This window comes from Tsukamurella paurometabola (assembly GCF_900631615.1).
Classification (GTDB): domain Bacteria; phylum Actinomycetota; class Actinomycetes; order Mycobacteriales; family Mycobacteriaceae; genus Tsukamurella; species Tsukamurella paurometabola_A.
The window spans coordinates 2,075,193-2,089,337 of sequence record NZ_LR131273.1 but is presented as its reverse complement, the minus strand read 5'-3'; the positions used below and the strand labels follow the sequence as shown (position 1 = coordinate 2,089,337).

General features: G+C 72.1%; 13 protein-coding genes. 9 read left to right on the top strand and 4 right to left on the bottom strand.

Features of this window, described 5'->3' with window-relative positions; genetic code table 11:
• The first annotated feature begins 22 nt into the window (after positions 1 to 22).
• Genes ELY19_RS10420 through ELY19_RS10410 form a run of 3 tightly spaced genes read left to right on the top strand, consistent with a single transcriptional unit; the run spans position 23 to position 2,607 of the window.
• Positions 23 to 1,240 (top strand): cytochrome P450, encoded by a 1,218-nt coding sequence (locus tag ELY19_RS10420; protein ID WP_126196129.1) that lies wholly within the window; start codon positions 23 to 25, stop codon positions 1,238 to 1,240.
• Positions 1,241 to 1,245: 5 nt separating this feature from the next.
• Positions 1,246 to 1,812: a TetR/AcrR family transcriptional regulator gene (locus ELY19_RS10415; RefSeq protein WP_164711576.1), complete on the top strand. Its 567-nt coding sequence runs from the start codon at positions 1,246 to 1,248 to the stop codon at positions 1,810 to 1,812.
• 39 nt (positions 1,813 to 1,851) lie between these two features.
• Positions 1,852 to 2,607 (top strand): IclR family transcriptional regulator, encoded by a 756-nt coding sequence (locus ELY19_RS10410; protein WP_126196127.1) that lies wholly within the window; start codon positions 1,852 to 1,854, stop codon positions 2,605 to 2,607.
• Between the two features lie 97 nt (positions 2,608 to 2,704).
• Here the strand turns inward: ELY19_RS10410 and ELY19_RS10405 are convergent, their stop codons facing one another.
• From ELY19_RS10405 to ELY19_RS10395, 3 genes are read right to left on the bottom strand one after another with little or no spacing between them, the layout of a single operon-like run.
• Entirely contained in the window at positions 2,705 to 3,391 is a 687-nt protein-coding gene (locus ELY19_RS10405; protein WP_126196126.1) for a nuclear transport factor 2 family protein, read from the bottom strand.
• Complete coding sequence (locus ELY19_RS10400) at positions 3,392 to 4,153, bottom strand: glucose 1-dehydrogenase (RefSeq protein ID WP_126196125.1); 762 nt, start codon at positions 4,151 to 4,153, stop codon at positions 3,392 to 3,394. It lies immediately after the preceding gene.
• 8 nt (positions 4,154 to 4,161) lie between these two features.
• A complete protein-coding gene (locus tag ELY19_RS10395) occupies positions 4,162 to 5,052 on the bottom strand; it encodes a 3-oxoacyl-ACP reductase (RefSeq protein ID WP_126196124.1) in 891 nt (296 codons plus the stop codon).
• Between the two features lie 120 nt (positions 5,053 to 5,172).
• Here ELY19_RS10395 and ELY19_RS10390 point away from each other — a divergent pair, with 120 nt between their 5' ends.
• From ELY19_RS10390 to ELY19_RS10375, 4 genes are read left to right on the top strand one after another with little or no spacing between them, the layout of a single operon-like run.
• The gene (locus ELY19_RS10390) at positions 5,173 to 6,354 is read left to right on the top strand and encodes an acyl-CoA dehydrogenase family protein (protein ID WP_126196123.1); all 1,182 of its coding nucleotides are present in this window, start codon (positions 5,173 to 5,175) and stop codon (positions 6,352 to 6,354) included.
• A gap of 16 nt (positions 6,355 to 6,370) precedes the next feature.
• The gene (locus ELY19_RS10385) at positions 6,371 to 7,453 is read left to right on the top strand and encodes an acyl-CoA dehydrogenase family protein (RefSeq protein WP_126196122.1); all 1,083 of its coding nucleotides are present in this window, start codon (positions 6,371 to 6,373) and stop codon (positions 7,451 to 7,453) included.
• Positions 7,450 to 9,093 (top strand): GMC family oxidoreductase, encoded by a 1,644-nt coding sequence (locus tag ELY19_RS10380; protein ID WP_126196121.1) that lies wholly within the window; start codon positions 7,450 to 7,452, stop codon positions 9,091 to 9,093. Before ELY19_RS10385 ends, ELY19_RS10380 begins: the two co-directional genes overlap by 4 nt.
• Before the next feature lies 1 nt (position 9,094).
• On the top strand, positions 9,095 to 10,684 hold the full coding sequence (locus tag ELY19_RS10375) for an AMP-binding protein (protein ID WP_126196120.1): 1,590 nt from the start codon (positions 9,095 to 9,097) through the stop codon (positions 10,682 to 10,684).
• Here ELY19_RS10375 and ELY19_RS10370 read toward each other — a convergent pair.
• Complete coding sequence (locus ELY19_RS10370; protein WP_126196119.1) at positions 10,670 to 12,187, bottom strand: ATP-dependent DNA ligase; 1,518 nt, start codon at positions 12,185 to 12,187, stop codon at positions 10,670 to 10,672. The genes ELY19_RS10375 and ELY19_RS10370 overlap by 15 nt on opposite strands.
• Positions 12,188 to 12,287: 100 nt before the next feature.
• Between ELY19_RS10370 and ELY19_RS10365 the strand changes: the two genes are divergently transcribed.
• Together ELY19_RS10365 and ELY19_RS10360 are read left to right on the top strand one after the other, a co-directional pair.
• Positions 12,288 to 13,322: an efflux ABC transporter ATPase subunit, DrrA-related gene (locus ELY19_RS10365; RefSeq protein WP_416222737.1), complete on the top strand. Its 1,035-nt coding sequence runs from the start codon at positions 12,288 to 12,290 to the stop codon at positions 13,320 to 13,322.
• Positions 13,319 to 14,140 (top strand): ABC transporter permease, encoded by an 822-nt coding sequence (locus ELY19_RS10360; RefSeq protein WP_126196117.1) that lies wholly within the window; start codon positions 13,319 to 13,321, stop codon positions 14,138 to 14,140. The genes ELY19_RS10365 and ELY19_RS10360 overlap by 4 nt, the downstream gene beginning before the upstream one ends.
• The last annotated feature ends 5 nt before the right edge of the window (positions 14,141 to 14,145 follow it).

Genomic DNA, 14,145 nt, shown 5'->3' with positions numbered 1-14,145 from the left:
TTTGTCTCGTTCGGAGGACGATATGCCCGCACCCGTCTTCGTTCCCCGCTCCGCCGAGACCTGGGACGATCCGTTCCCCCTCTACCGCTCCCTCCGCGCGGCCGGCGCCGTCCACCGGGCCGAACCGCTCGACGGGGAGGAACTCGAGTACTACGTCCTGCCCCGGCACGCCGACGTGTGGCACGCATTGCGCGAGCCGGGCGCCTTCTCCTCCGCGCAGGGGCTCACCTTGCACTACGGCGAACTCGAGAAGATCGGCCTCCAGGACGACCCGCCGATGGTGATGCAGGACCCGCCCGTGCACACGGCCTTCCGGCGCCTGGTCGCGCGCGGTTTCACCCCGCGGCAGGTCGCCGCGATCGAACCCGACGTCCGCACCTTCGTCGTGGAGCGCATCGAGCGCCTGCGCGCACGGGGCGGCGGGGACATCGTGGAGGAACTGTTCAAGCCGCTCCCGTCCATGGTGGTCGCGCACTATCTCGGCGTCCCGGCGGCGGATCGCGGCCGGTTCGACGGCTGGACCGAGAGCATCGTCGCCGCGAACTCCGGTGGCGGTGACCTCTCCTCGATCGTCGACACCGCCGCCGACGCGGTCGGCGATCTGATGGCCTACTTCGCGGCGCTCATCGAGCGACGGCGCACCAAGCCCGAGGACGACGTGGTCTCCCACCTGGTCGCCGCCGGCGTGGGTGCGGATGGAGACCCCGCGGGCGTCGTCTCGATCCTCGGGTTCACGTTCACGATGGTGGCCGGCGGCAACGACACCACCACGGGCCTGCTCGGCGGCGCCGTCCAGCTCCTGCACCGGCACCCCGACCAGCGGCGGCTCCTCGCCGCCGATCCGGCGCTGATCCCCGGCGCCGTCGAGGAGTTCCTCCGCCTCACCTCGCCGGTGCAGGGGCTCGGGCGCACCACCACCCGCCCCGTGGACGTGGACGGAACCACGATCCCCGCCGACCGCCGCGTGCTCCTGCTGTACGGCTCGGCGAACCGCGACGAGAGCGTCTTCGGCGACGACGCCGACGACCTCGATGTCACGCGGAATCCGCGCAACATCCTCACCTTCGCGCAGGGGGCGCACCACTGCCTGGGCGCCGCCGCCGGGCGGATGCAGTCCAGGGTCGCGATCGAGGAACTGCTCGCCCGCATCCCGGAGTTCGCCGTCGACCTCGACGGGGTGCGTTGGGCGCCGGGCGCGTACGTGCGCCGCCCGACGACGGTGCCGATCTCCGTACCATGATCGTCATGACGTCCGCAGCGAGGAGCACCTGGTCCGAGGCCGCCCGGTCCGGGGCGGCGGAGCGCATCCTCGACGCGGCGTCCGGCCTGTTCGCCGAGCACGGCGTCGCGGCGGTGGGCATGGACGACATCGCGCGGGCCGCGGGCTGCTCCCGGGCGACGCTCTACCGGTACTTCGCCAACCGCGACGTGCTGCGGTCCGCGTACGTACTGCGCGAGATGTCCAGGGCCCTCGACCACCTCGCATCGACCGAGGCTCCCCCCGGATCCGCCCCCGAGCGGCTCGTCGCCGTGATCGAGGCGGCCGTGGCGTACGTGCGGGACCGGCCGGAGCTGCTCGCCTGGTTCGCCTCGGAGGACTTCGCCGTGGGTCCGGTCCTCGCCGAGAACGCCGGCGCGCTCTCAGCGGCGGCGTCGCGGTCGCGCGTCGCGGCCGACCTCCCGGCGCTCGCCGACCCGCAGGTCTTCGACTGGGTCGTGCGCGTGATCGTCGGCCTCCTGGCGCATCCCGGCGCGAGCGCCGCGTACGAACACGATCTCCTCGTCCGGTTCGTCGGGCCGATCGTTCGCTGATCACCGCCCGGCGGTGCCCGGGCCTGGCACACTGGCTGCATGTGTCCCGCTGAGCGGAACGACGGGGCGACCGTCGACCGCATCTCCGCCCTGCTGTCGGCGTATCGGCCCGGCGACGGCGGCCTCGGGGTGTCCGAACTGGCGCGGCGCACGGACCTGCCCAAGTCGACGGTGCACCGTCTCACCGGCCATCTCGTGGCTGCCGGGCTCCTCGAGCGGGCCGGGAGCGGCCTGCGATTGGGCCTGCGCCTGTTCGAGATCGGTCAGCTCGCCACGGGCCACCGCGATCTCGTGGACGCGGCGCGGCCGGTGCTCGCGGATCTGCGGTCCGCCACCCGCAACACGGTCCACCTCGCACGCCTCGAGGGCACCGAGGTCGTCTACTTCGAGGTCCTGCCCGGGCCCGACGCGCCGGATCTACCGTCGCGGGTGGGAGGCCGCATGCCGGCGCACGCGACGGGCGTCGGCAAGGCGATCCTCGCGTTCTCCGACGCCGCCGTGGTCGACGGCGTGATCGCCACGGGCCTGCCGCGGCTGAGCACCCGCACCATCACCTCGCCCGCGATCCTGCGCCGGCAGCTGCAGCGGGTCCGCGACGAGGGCGTGGCGTACGAGCGTGAGGAGTCCGGCACCGGCACCGTCTGCGTGGCCTGCCCCATTCTCGACGCCGACGGCGCCCCCGTCGCCGCGATCTCGGTGGCGGGCTGGAGCGCCCGCATGCGCCCGGAGCGTGTCGGTCCCGCCGTCCGCGCCGCGGCACTCACGCTGTCGCGCGTCGCCGGATCGCGCGATTAGGTCGAGCCCACCTCGATCACGACCGTGCCGCGTACACCTCCGGCCTCCAGCCGCGGTCCCGTGCTCCGGCTCCGCCCGCTCCTGAACGCCGAGAGCGCTACAGGTGCAGGGCCAGGCGCGGCTCCCCGGGACCGCTGAAGTCGACGACGGCGAGGCCGCGGCGGTCACCGTCGTAGACGGTGGTGGTCACGGTCCGCCCCGCGGCGAGGACCTTGCCCACCTGGAGACCGCGCAGGTGCAGCAATTCCGCGGCGCGTCGGCGGCCCCGCCCGCCGACGCCGCGGACGCCGCCGAGGAACCCCAGCGCGGCCCGGGGCCCCAGGGTGCGGAACAACCGAGGTCCGAGGAGCGCCCCCGCGGCAAGGCCCCGTGGCCCGGAGAGCAGGAGGGCGGCGATCATCCCCCGCAGCTCCCAGTGCGCGTACAGGCCGGTGATCGCCGGGCCGTCCGGACCGTCGGCGACCGTGTACCGCAGGTGCATCGGGATGTGCAGCGTCACGCCGGTGCTCATCGTCGTGTGCACCGTGAGGTCGCGGATCATGAGGCCGACGCCCTCGCCCTGGACGATGAGATCGTGCTCCACGTCGAAGACGATCCGATTGGGCGCGATGAACATGTCGTAGAACCGCGCGATCGCCGCGGGGTTCGTCTGCGGCGGTGGGCCCACGGGGTCGTGGACCGCACCGTCGGGGGCGAACAGCGCGGTCCACGCGGCCCTGTCGTGCGCGGCGACGGCGGCGGGCGAGGCCTCCACCACGCGCCGGATCGCTTCCGTGCCGGGCATCTACAACTTCAGCGCGTGCGTCGCGGTGGCGCCGCCGTCGGCCACGAACTCGGCACCCGTGCTGTAGCTCGCCTCATCGGAGGCCACGAAGAGCACCAGCGCGGCGATCTCGTCGGCGCTCCCCTGTCGCCCGATCGGGAGACGCTGCTTGAGCCAGTCGGTGGGTGGCTCGTTGCCGCCCAAGGCGTCCGCCACCATCGCGGTGTCGATCATGCCCGGGTGCACCGAGTTGACGCGGATGCCGTACTGCCCCAGCTCCATCGCCGCCGACTTGGTCATGCCGCGGATCGCGAACTTACTGGCGGTGTAGGCGGTGAGGTAGGGCATGCCGCCCAGGCCCTCGACGGAGGACGTGTTGACGATGGCCCCGCCGCCCGCGGCCCTCATCGGCTCCACGGCGGCCCGCATGCCGAGGAAGCACCCGAACTGGTTGATCCGGATCACCCGCTCGTAGTCGGCGAGGGCCGTCTGTTCGAGCGCCGAGAAGAACAGCACGCCCGCGTTGTTGACCAGGATGTCGAGTCCACCGAAACGCTCGGTCACCTCGCCGATCGCGCCCGCCCAGTCGTCCTCGCTCGTGACGTCGAGGTGCCGGTACGCCGCGGCGTCACCGAGCTCCGCGGCGAGCGCCTCGCCCTGGTCGTCGAGCACGTCCGCCAGCAGCACCTGCGCACCTTCCGCGACGAACCGTCGCGCGACGGCGGCGCCCTGACCCCGGGCGGCGCCTGTGACGAGTGCCCTCTTCCCCTGCAGTCGTGCCATGAGACCTCCTAGCCTTCCAGCTGTGCTGCGACGAACATGCGGTCGTCGCGGTCCGCGAAGTAACCGCCCACGGCGGCCGCGAGGTCCGCCTCGTCCCACTGCCCTCCGTCGGCGTCGAATCGCCTCTCGAGGCTCGGCGGCGCCATGAGGGCGACCATCCCACCGTGGACCACGAACACCTGGCCGTTGATCCTCTCCGCCTCCGGTCCGGCGAGGAACCGCACGAAGCGGGCGACGTGATCGACGGACAGCGGGTCGACCGCACCGTCGGGGGCGTCACCGAAGACGCCCTCCGTCATGGCGGTCCGGGCCCGCGGGCAGATGGCGTTGGCGCGCACCCCGTACCGGCCGAGGCCGCGAGCGGTGGCGATGGTCAGCGCGGCGATACCCGCCTTCGCGGCGGCGTAGTTGGGTTGCCCCACCGAGCCGAAGAGGAAGGCCTCGGACGACGTGTTGACCACGCGTCCGTAGACGTCGCTTCCCGAGGCCTTCGCCGCATCGCGCCAATAGGCCGAGGCGTTGCGCGACAGGAGGAAGTGCCCGCGCAGATGCACCCGGACGACCGAATCGAACTCCTCGTCGGACATCGAGAAGATCATCTTGTCCCGGCAGAAGCCGGCGTTGTTCACCACGACGTGCAGCCCGCCCAAGCGCTCCGCCGCAGCCACCAGCGCGTCGGCCGTCTCCCGGTCACCCGAGTCGCCCAGCACCAGCTCGGCCCGGCCCCCGTCCGCCCGGATCCGCTCGACGACCTCCTCGGCCGCGGGCGCCACATCGCCGACCACGACGGCGGCGCCGCTCCGGGCGAGCGCGAGCGCCTCGGCGCGGCCCAGTCCGGCGCCCGCACCGGTCACGATCGCGACCTTGCCGTCCAGGCTCGCCAGCTGTCCCTGCGTCATGTGCAACCCTTCGATTTCGAGAACGTGTTCACCATGGGGCACGTGCCCCTCTCAGAACGAAAATAGTGCCGAGAGCGCGGTTCCGTCCCACTTTTCTAGAACTTGTTCTACAGTAGCGCCATGCGGATCGACTATGCGCCGGAACAGCAGGAGCTGCGCGCCGAGCTGCGCGCGTACTTCGCGAAGCTGATGACGCCCGAGCGCCGGGAGGCACTGCTCGGGCCGGGCGGCGAGTACGGCGACGGCGAGGTGTACAAGGAGATCACCCGCACCCTCGGCAAGGACGGCTGGCTCGCCATCGGCTGGCCCCAGGAGTTCGGCGGCCAGGCGCGCCCGATGCTCGACCAGTTGATCTTCACCGACGAGGCCGCCATCGCCGGCGTCCCCGTGCCCTTCCTCACCGTCAACACCGTCGGCCCCGCGATCATGGCCGGCGGCACGGAGGAACAGAAGGCCGAACTGTTGCCGGGCATCGCGGCGGGCGAGACCCACTTCTCCATCGGCTACTCCGAGCCGGAGGCCGGTACCGATCTCGCCGCGCTGCGGACCCGTGCCGTCCGCGACGGCGACGACTTCGTGATCAACGGCCAGAAGATGTGGACCTCGCTCATCGAGTACGCGGACTACATCTGGCTCGCCGCGCGGACCGACCCGGAGGCCCAGCGCCACCGTGGCGTCTCGATCCTCGTGGTTCCCACCACCGCCGAGGGCTTCTCGTGGACCAAGGTGCACACCGTCGCCGGGCCCGGCACCTCCGCCACCTACTACCAGGACGTGCGCGTGCCGGCCACCTCGGTCGTCGGCGAGCTGAACGGTGGATGGAAGCTCATCACCAACCAGCTCAACCACGAGCGCGTGGCCCTCACCTCCGCGGCACCCCTGCTCGACTCCGAACGACAGGTGCGGCACTGGGCGCAGAACACCAAGCTGGCCGACGGCACGCGCGTCATCGACGCCGAGTGGGTACGGACCCACCTCGCCCGCGTGTACGCCCACGCCCAGTACCTCAAGCTGCGGAACTGGAAGATCGCCTGGGCCGCCGATCACAGTGAACTCGGTCCCGCCGACGCCTCCGCCACCAAGGTCTTCGGCACGGAGTACGCGACCGAGGGCTACCGGCTGCTGATGGAGGTCCTCGGCAGCGCCGGCATCGTCCGCGCGAACTCACCGGGCACGCTGCTGCGGGGCAGGATCGAGCGGCTGCACCGCAGCTCGCTCATCCTGACGTTCGGTGGCGGCACCAACGAGATCCAACGCGACCTCATCGCGGGTGCGGGACTGCACCTGCCCGTGAGCCGCTGAGGCGAAGGAGGCATCCATGGACTTCACCGTTCCCGAGGCGCAGCGCGACCTCGCCGCCCTCACCCGGCGCATCGCCGCCGACTGGTCCGAGAAGAACCCACGACCGGGCGATTCGGGGTTCCACCGTGACCTCTGGAGGACGCTCGCCCGATCCGGCGTGCTCGACGCCGCGCTTCCCGAGTCGGTCGGCGGCGGCGGCCTCGGGGTCACCGCGCACGCAGCAGTGCTGACCGAGCTCGGCCGCGCCGTCGCCCCCGCCCCGTACCTCGACACCGTCCTCGTCGGAGCCGAGACCATCGCCGAGTACGGAACCCCGGAGCAGATCGAACGGTGGCTGGTGCCGGTGCTGCGGGGGGACGACACGGTCGCCGTCGTCCTCGGCGACGAGCACAGCGGCTTCACCGCGAAGAACTCCGCCGACGGATGGCGTCTGAACGGCGCCCAGACCGCGGTCTCCTCGGCCGCGTTCGCCGACACCGTGCTGATCGAGGCGAGCACCCCGGAAGGCCCCGCGCTGTTCCTCCTGCCGCGGGACGCACAGGGCCTCACCATCACCCGCCAACACGTCGTGAACGGCTCCGACGCCGCGCTCGTCGAGGCCGCGGCAGCACCGCTCCCCCGCGAGGCCCGGCTCGCCGGCGACGACGCACCGGCCCGCGCCAGGCGGCTCGCGACCATCGGTTGGTGCGCCCTCCAGGCGGGAATCACGGAGCGCGCCCTCGAACTGACCGCCGACTACGCTCGCACCCGCGAGCAGTTCGGGAAGCAGATCGGAAGCTTCCAGGCGGTTCGGCAGCGCCTCGCCGACGCCTACATCGACGTCGAAGCCATCCGACTCACCGTGCTGGAGGCGGCCTGGCGCGAAGCCGAGGGCCTCGACGCGGCCGCCGAGATCGCCACCGCCAAGTTCTGGGCCGCCGACGCCGGACACCGTGTGGCGCACACCGCCGTCCACGTGCACGGCGGCGTCGGCATCGACACCGATCATCCCACCCACCGCTATTTCGTGGCGGCCAAGCGCGCGGAGTTCGCGCTCGGCGGCGCGACGGCCCATCTCCGCGCCCTCGGCGCGACCCTCGCCGGAAGGAACCCCGCATGATCCGCAAGCTGTACAAGACCGCGACGACCCCGCTGTCGCCCGACGAGGCCGTCGATTACGTCGTGATCGGTTCGGGCAGTGCGGGGTCCGTGGTGGCGGGCCGGCTCGCCGACACGGGGGCCACCGTCGCGCTGCTCGAAGCGGGCAAGGCCGACAACACCCGCATGACGCAGGTTCCCGGCATGATCACGATGGTGCACACCGTGCCGCAGATGAAGGCGCGCGTCGCGTGGAAGCAGTACTCCGTGCCGCAGAAGTTCGCCAACGACCGCAGGATCCCCATGACCCGGGGCAAGATCCTCGGCGGCTCGAGTTCCATCAACGGCATGCTCTTCGTCCGCGGCAACCGCGCCAACTACGACTCGTGGGCCGCGGAGGGCGCCACCGGCTGGGACTACGAGGGTGTGCTGCCCGCCTTCAAGCGACTCGAGAACTGGGAGGGCGGCGGCAGCGAGCTGCGCGGCTCGGGCGGCCCCATCGAGGTGACCCGACAGCGTGACCTCACCGAGGCCACCACGTCCTACATGGACGCCCTGTCCGGCACCCTGGACACCCCGATCATCGACGACTACAACGGCCCGTCGCAGGAAGGCGTCAGCATCTTCCAGCAGAGCGCGGCCGGGGGCACCCGCTACAGCTCCGCGCAGGGCTACCTCCGCGAGGCTCGCCCCAACCTGCGCGTCCACGTGAACGCCCACGTCAAGCGCGTCGTCATCGAGAACGGCCGCGCCACGGGCGTCGAGGTGCTCGACGGGAACTCGGTCACCACCATCCGCGCGAAGCAGGAGGTCATCGTCTCGGCCGGTGTCATCGGCACGCCGCAGATCCTCATGCTCTCGGGCGTCGGGCCCGCGGCGCACCTGCGCGAGAAGGGCATCGACGTCGTCGCCGACCTGCCCGTCGGCCAGAACCTGCACGATCACCTCTTCGTCCCGATGACGTTCCTCATGAAGGACGCGGTGAACAAGGGCACCCCGGCGTACTTCGCGAAGGGCCTGGCGGCCGAGGTCCGCCGGCCCGGCACGACGTGGATGGCACGCACCGTCTTCGACGCGGCGGCGTTCGTCCGCACGTCGTACGCCAAGGACATCCCGGACCTGCAGATCCACTGCCTCCCCTGGAACTACCCGGTGCCCAATCAGGACGCCGACAAGCTCCACATGGTCGATCCCCGGCCCGGCCTGACCATCCTGCCCACGCTGATCTACCCCCAGAGCCGGGGCGAGCTGCGTCTGAACTCCGCGAACCCGTTGGAGCAGCCGTCGATCGATCCGGGCTACCTCAGCGACCCGCAGGACACCGAGGTGCTGATGGAGGGCATCGGCATGATCCGCGAGGTGATGCAGCACCCGTCGGTGCGCGGCAAGGTGAGCGAGGAGTTCACCCCCGGCGCCTCGCTCATGGACGAGACGGCGCTGCGCCGCGAGCTCCCGAACCGGGTGCACTCGGTGTACCACCCGGTGGGCACCTGCCGGATGGGGGTCGACGAGCGGGCCGTCGTCGACCCGGAGCTCAAGGTCGTCGGCGTCGAGGGCCTCCGCGTCGCGGACGCCTCGATCATGCCGTCGATCACGGGCGGCAACACGAACGCCCCGTCGTACATGATCGGCGAGATGTGCGCGCGGTTCCTCGGCGCCTGAGATGAGCGGCGCACTCTCGCAGTCGCTTCCGACGGTCGCCGACCTGCTCCGCGCCCGCGCCGACGACCCCGGCGCGGGCCTGCGGGCCGGCGACCGAACGTGGAGCTGGGCGGAGCACGTCACCGAGTCCTCGGTCCGCGCCGCCGTCCTGCGGGAGCTTCTGCCCGACGCCGCCGGAGGCGGCAACGGTGGCGGAGCTGCGCCCCGGCACGTCGGGGTCCTCGCGGACAACGTCCCCGAGTTCTCCCTCCTGCTCGGCGCCGCGGCGCTGTCGGGCGCGGTCGTCGTGGGGCTCAACCCCACCCGCCGCGGCGACGCGCTCGCGCGCGACGTCGCGCTCGCCGACTGCGCTGTCGTCCTCACCCAGGGCCGGCACGCGGCGCTGCTCGACGGGCTCGACCTCGGCGTCCCGGTCCTCGACCTCGACGGTCCGCAGTGGGCCGCGCTCCTCGGCGCGCACGCGGGCGCGCCGCTGCCGACCGCCGACGTCACACCCGAGACCCTGCTCGCTCTCGTCTTCACCTCCGGAACCAGCGGCGAGCCGAAGGCCGTGCGGGCCACGCACGGCAAGTTCACCGGCGCCGGAATCATGCTGGCGCAGCGGTTCGGCCTGAGCGGCGACGACACCGCCTACATCGCGATGCCCCTGTTCCACTCCAACGCGCTGCTCGCCGGCTGGGCGGTGGCGCTCGCGGCCGGCGCGACCATCGCCCTCGCCGAACGATTCTCGGCCTCCGGCTTCCTCGGCGACGTCCGGCGGTACGGCGCCACCTACGCGAACTACGTGGGCACACCCCTGTCCTACATCCTCGCCACCGAGGAACGCCCCGACGACGCCGACAACCCGCTGCGCGTGCTCTACGGCAACGAGGGCCGCGCCGAGGACATCGCCGCCTTCGCCCGGCGCTTCGGCTGCCACGTCCAGGACGGCTACGGCTCCTCGGAGAACGGCGTCGCCATCGCCCGTACGCCGGACACTCCGCCCGACGCACTGGGGCCACTGCCCGACGGAGTCGCCGTGTGGCGGCCCGGCACCTCGACCGAATGCCCCCGCGCGGAGACGGCCCCGGACGGGACGCTCCTCAACCCGGACGAGGCGATCGGCGAGCTGGTGAACACCGCCGGCACCGGCGGCTTCTCGGGCTACTACAACGATCCCGCCGCGGACGCCGCGCGCTCGGACGGCGGCGTCTACCGCACGGGCGATCTGGCGTACGTCGACGAGGCGGGGTACGTCCACTTCGCCGGCCGCACCGGCGACTGGCTGCGGGTGGGCGGCGAGAATCTGGGCGTCGCACCGATCGAGCGCGCGTTGCTGCGCCATCCCGCTGTCGCGGATGCCGCCGTGTACGGGCTCCCGGACCGGATCGGCGATCAGGTGGCGGCGGCGGTCGTGGTCGTGCCCGGCGCGGAACTCACTCCCGACGCCCTCGCCGCGTTCCTCCGCGCACAACCCGATCTGGGGCCGCGGCAGTACCCGCGCCGCTGGCGGGTCGTGGACGAGCTGCCCCGGACCCCGTCGTTCAAGGTGCTCCGCCGCGCACTCATCGCCGACGGGATCGACGCCACCGCACCGCTACCCGGGCAGTAGCGCCCGCACGGCGCCGATCGTGTCCGCATCGGCGGCGTTCTTGTCCGGGCGGTACCGCAGCACACGGGCGAAGCGCAGCGCGACCCCACCGGGGTACCGGCGCGAGACCTGCACCCCGTCGAGCTCGATCTCGACCACGATCTCGGGCCGCAGGTACACCGTGTGCGCGTCACGAGCGCGCTCATGGTGCGGGAACTCCTCCGTCTGCCAGCGGAGCAGGGCGTCGGTCAGCCCCTTGAAGGTCTTGCCCACCATGATCGGATCTCCACCGTCCGGGTCCCGCGCGCCGAGGTGCAGGTTGGAGAGCATGCCGGTGCGGCGGCCGTATCCCCACTCGGCACCCAGCACCACCAGGTCGAGCGTGTGCGTCTGCTTGACCTTCTGCCATGCGCGGCCCCGGCGCCCCGCGGCGTAGGACGAGGCGAGCGCCTTGACCATGACGCCCTCGTGTCCCGCGGCGAGGGCGGCCTCGTAGTGGGCTGCGGCTTCGTCCGGGGTGGGCCGGGTCAGCGCGGGGATGCGCAGCTCCCCGGCCACTGCCCGCAGCGCGTCGAGCCGGACCGACAGCGGCTCGTCCAGCAGGTCACGGCCGTCGAGATGGAGACAGTCGAAGAAGTAGGGACGCAGTACCGTCTCACCGGACTCCGCCGACCCGAACCTGCTCATCGTCTCCTGGAAGGGCCGCGGCCGGCCGGCGTCGGTCAGGGCGAGGGACTCCCCGTCGAGCACGACGGACCGGCACGGCAAGTCCCTGGCCAGCGCGACGATCTCGGGCACCGCATCGGTGATGTCGCGGAGCGTACGGGTGTAGACGCGCACCTCGTCGCCGAGCCGGTGCACCTGGATCCGGGCGCCGTCCAGCTTGAACTCGACGCTCACCTCCGATCCCAGGTCGGCCAGGGCGGACGCGACGTCCTCCGCCGGCGAGGCGAGCATCGGCGAGACCCCGCGCAGCACCTCGAGGCCGAACCCCGCGAGTTCCTCGGCGCCGCCGCGCAGGGCCGCGGCGGCCGTATCCGGCAGCGAGCCGGACAGCATGGCCGCGCGGCGCACCGTCTCGAGCGGCACCTCCGCGGCGCGCGCCACGGCATCGGTCACCACGCCCGCGAGAGCACCCTGCCGCAGCTCACCGGTGATGAGCCCGACGAGGAACCGCTGCTCCGCCGCCGTCGCGCGCCCGAACAGACCGGTGAGGACGGCGTCCCGTCGGGCGACGGACCCCGCGCCCGACGTCCCGGCCAGCTCGTCCAGCGCGGCCGTGACCTCCTCGACCGTCAGGGCCGGCTCCGCCGCGGGCGCGAGCGAGTCGACGGTCCGCGCGACGGTGCGCCATCCCGCGCCGAGGCGCCCCTGCAGGAGCTCACCCGACAGCCACGCCACGACGGGGCGCACGTCCCCGGGCCCCGCGGCGCGGATCACGGCGGCGAGCGCGGTGATCTTCGCGGTACGCGAGCGGGTGCCCGCGACCTCGGCGGACACGGCGACGACCTCGGCGAACAGCACTCCGTCATTGTGGCGCACACCCCTGACATGCGGGGCGGCGGCGCACGACAGTCCGCGTCAGCGGCACGACAGCCCCACGACAGCGACGCGATGCATCGTGATGCCCATGACGATCACACAGATGAGGACCGGCCAGAGCCCGTCCTCCCCCACCGACCTCGCGATCGACGCCCGCGGCCTGGTCAAGCACTTCGGTGCGACCCGCGCGGTCAATGGCGTCGACCTCCAGGTGCCCACGGGCACCGTCTACGGCGTTCTCGGCCCCAACGGCGCGGGCAAGACGACCACCATCAGCATGCTCGCGACCCTGCTGCGGCCGGATGCGGGCAGCGCCCGTGTCTTCGGCCACGACGTCGTGGCCGAGTCCACCACCGTGCGCTCGCTCATCGGCGTGACGGGGCAGTACGCCTCGGTCGACGAGGACCTCACCGCCCGGCAGAACCTCGTGCTCTTCGGCCGGCTGCTCGGCAGGAGCCGCGCCGCCTCCCGGTCGCGGGCCGAGGAACTGCTCGGAGCGTTCGGTCTGGAGGACGCCGCGAACCGGCCCCTCAAGGAGTTCTCCGGCGGCATGCGGCGGCGGCTCGACCTCGCCGCCAGCCTTATCGACACCCCACCGCTGCTGTTCCTCGACGAGCCGACGACCGGCCTCGACCCGCGCACCCGTTCGCAGATGTGGGACACCATCCGCGACCTCGTGGCCCAGGGGTCGACGGTGCTGCTCACCACGCAGTACCTCGACGAGGCGGACCAGTTGGCCGATCGGATCGCCGTGATCGACCACGGGCTCGTCATCGCCGACGGCACCGCCGACGAGCTCAAGGCCTCGGTCGGCAGTTCGACGCTGCAGCTCACCCCGGCCGACCGCGCGGATGCTCCCGCCGTCGCGCGCACCGTCGAGCGGATCCTGGCCGAGCCGGCCGCGCTCAGCCCCGAGGCGGCCCGTGTCACCGCCCCGCTGCACCGGCCGGATCTGGTGCCCGACCTGCTCATCGCCCTGCGCGAGCAGGGTGTCGCCGTCGAGGAGATCACCGTCTCCAAGCCGAGCCTCGACGAGGTCTTCCTCACCCTCACCGGTCGCCCGGACGCCGGCTCCGACGGCGCGACCCCCACCGATCCCGCCCAGGAGGCGTCATGACCACCACGCTCACCCGCACCCCCGGCCGCACGCCGGACCGGGCCGCCCCCAACCACATCGGTCTCGCCGAGACGATCCGGCAGTCCTTCACGATGGGCTGGCGCGGCGTGCTCAAGATCCGGCACAACCCCGAGCAGCTCTTCGACGTCGTTCTGCAGCCCGTCGTGTTCACCCTGATGTTCGCGTACATCTTCGGCGGCGCGATCAGCGGCGACGTCCACAGCTATCTGCCGGTCATCATTCCCGGCATCCTCGTGCAGACCGTGATCGTCGCGTCGATCGTCACCGGAACCCAGCTCCGCGAGGACATGAACAAAGGTGTCTTCGACCGTTTCCGGTCGCTGCCGATCGCCCGGATCAGCCCGCTCGCCGGCGCGCTGCTCGCCGACGTCGTGCGCTACCTCATCGCCACCGTCATCACCTTCGTCGTGGGCATCGCGATGGGCTGGCGGCCCGACCCGCTCGGCGTGCTCGCCTCCACAGCACTGATCCTGTTCTGCAGCTTCGCCGTCTCCTGGATCTTCGCGCTCATGGGCTGCCTCATGCAGAAGGCCACCTCGGTACAGGGCGTGTCGATGATGATCATGTTCCCGCTCACCTTCCTGTCCAACGCCTTCGTCCCGGTCGACACCATGCCGGGGTGGTTGCAGGCCTTCGTGAACGTGAACCCGATCAGCCACCTGGTGTCCGCGATCCGCGAGCTCTGCAACTCCGGCCACGCCGGGGTGCACGTGACGTGGAGCCTCGTCGGCGCGCTCGTGATCATCGCGGTCTTCGCGCCGCTCGCGGTGCGCGCCTACATCCGCACCGCCCGCTGACCCGC

What these genes read in the sequence shown, in the direction of transcription:
- ELY19_RS10375 (WP_126196120.1), top strand. Translation starts at nt 9,095, where the DNA reads ATGAGCGGCGCACTCTCGCAGTCGCTTCCGACGGTCGCCGACCTGCTC.
- ELY19_RS10365 (WP_416222737.1), top strand. Translation starts at nt 12,288, where the DNA reads ATGCCCATGACGATCACACAGATGAGGACCGGCCAGAGCCCGTCCTCC.
- ELY19_RS10380 (WP_126196121.1), top strand. Translation starts at nt 7,450, where the DNA reads ATGATCCGCAAGCTGTACAAGACCGCGACGACCCCGCTGTCGCCCGAC.
- ELY19_RS10395 (WP_126196124.1), bottom strand. Translation starts at nt 5,052, where the DNA reads ATGACGCAGGGACAGCTGGCGAGCCTGGACGGCAAGGTCGCGATCGTG.
- ELY19_RS10405 (WP_126196126.1), bottom strand. Translation starts at nt 3,391, where the DNA reads ATGCCCGGCACGGAAGCGATCCGGCGCGTGGTGGAGGCCTCGCCCGCC.
- ELY19_RS10420 (WP_126196129.1), top strand. Translation starts at nt 23, where the DNA reads ATGCCCGCACCCGTCTTCGTTCCCCGCTCCGCCGAGACCTGGGACGAT.
- ELY19_RS10415 (WP_164711576.1), top strand. Translation starts at nt 1,246, where the DNA reads ATGACGTCCGCAGCGAGGAGCACCTGGTCCGAGGCCGCCCGGTCCGGG.
- ELY19_RS10385 (WP_126196122.1), top strand. Translation starts at nt 6,371, where the DNA reads ATGGACTTCACCGTTCCCGAGGCGCAGCGCGACCTCGCCGCCCTCACC.
- ELY19_RS10400 (WP_126196125.1), bottom strand. Translation starts at nt 4,153, where the DNA reads ATGGCACGACTGCAGGGGAAGAGGGCACTCGTCACAGGCGCCGCCCGG.
- ELY19_RS10390 (WP_126196123.1), top strand. Translation starts at nt 5,173, where the DNA reads ATGCGGATCGACTATGCGCCGGAACAGCAGGAGCTGCGCGCCGAGCTG.
- ELY19_RS10360 (WP_126196117.1), top strand. Translation starts at nt 13,319, where the DNA reads ATGACCACCACGCTCACCCGCACCCCCGGCCGCACGCCGGACCGGGCC.
- ELY19_RS10410 (WP_126196127.1), top strand. Translation starts at nt 1,852, where the DNA reads ATGTGTCCCGCTGAGCGGAACGACGGGGCGACCGTCGACCGCATCTCC.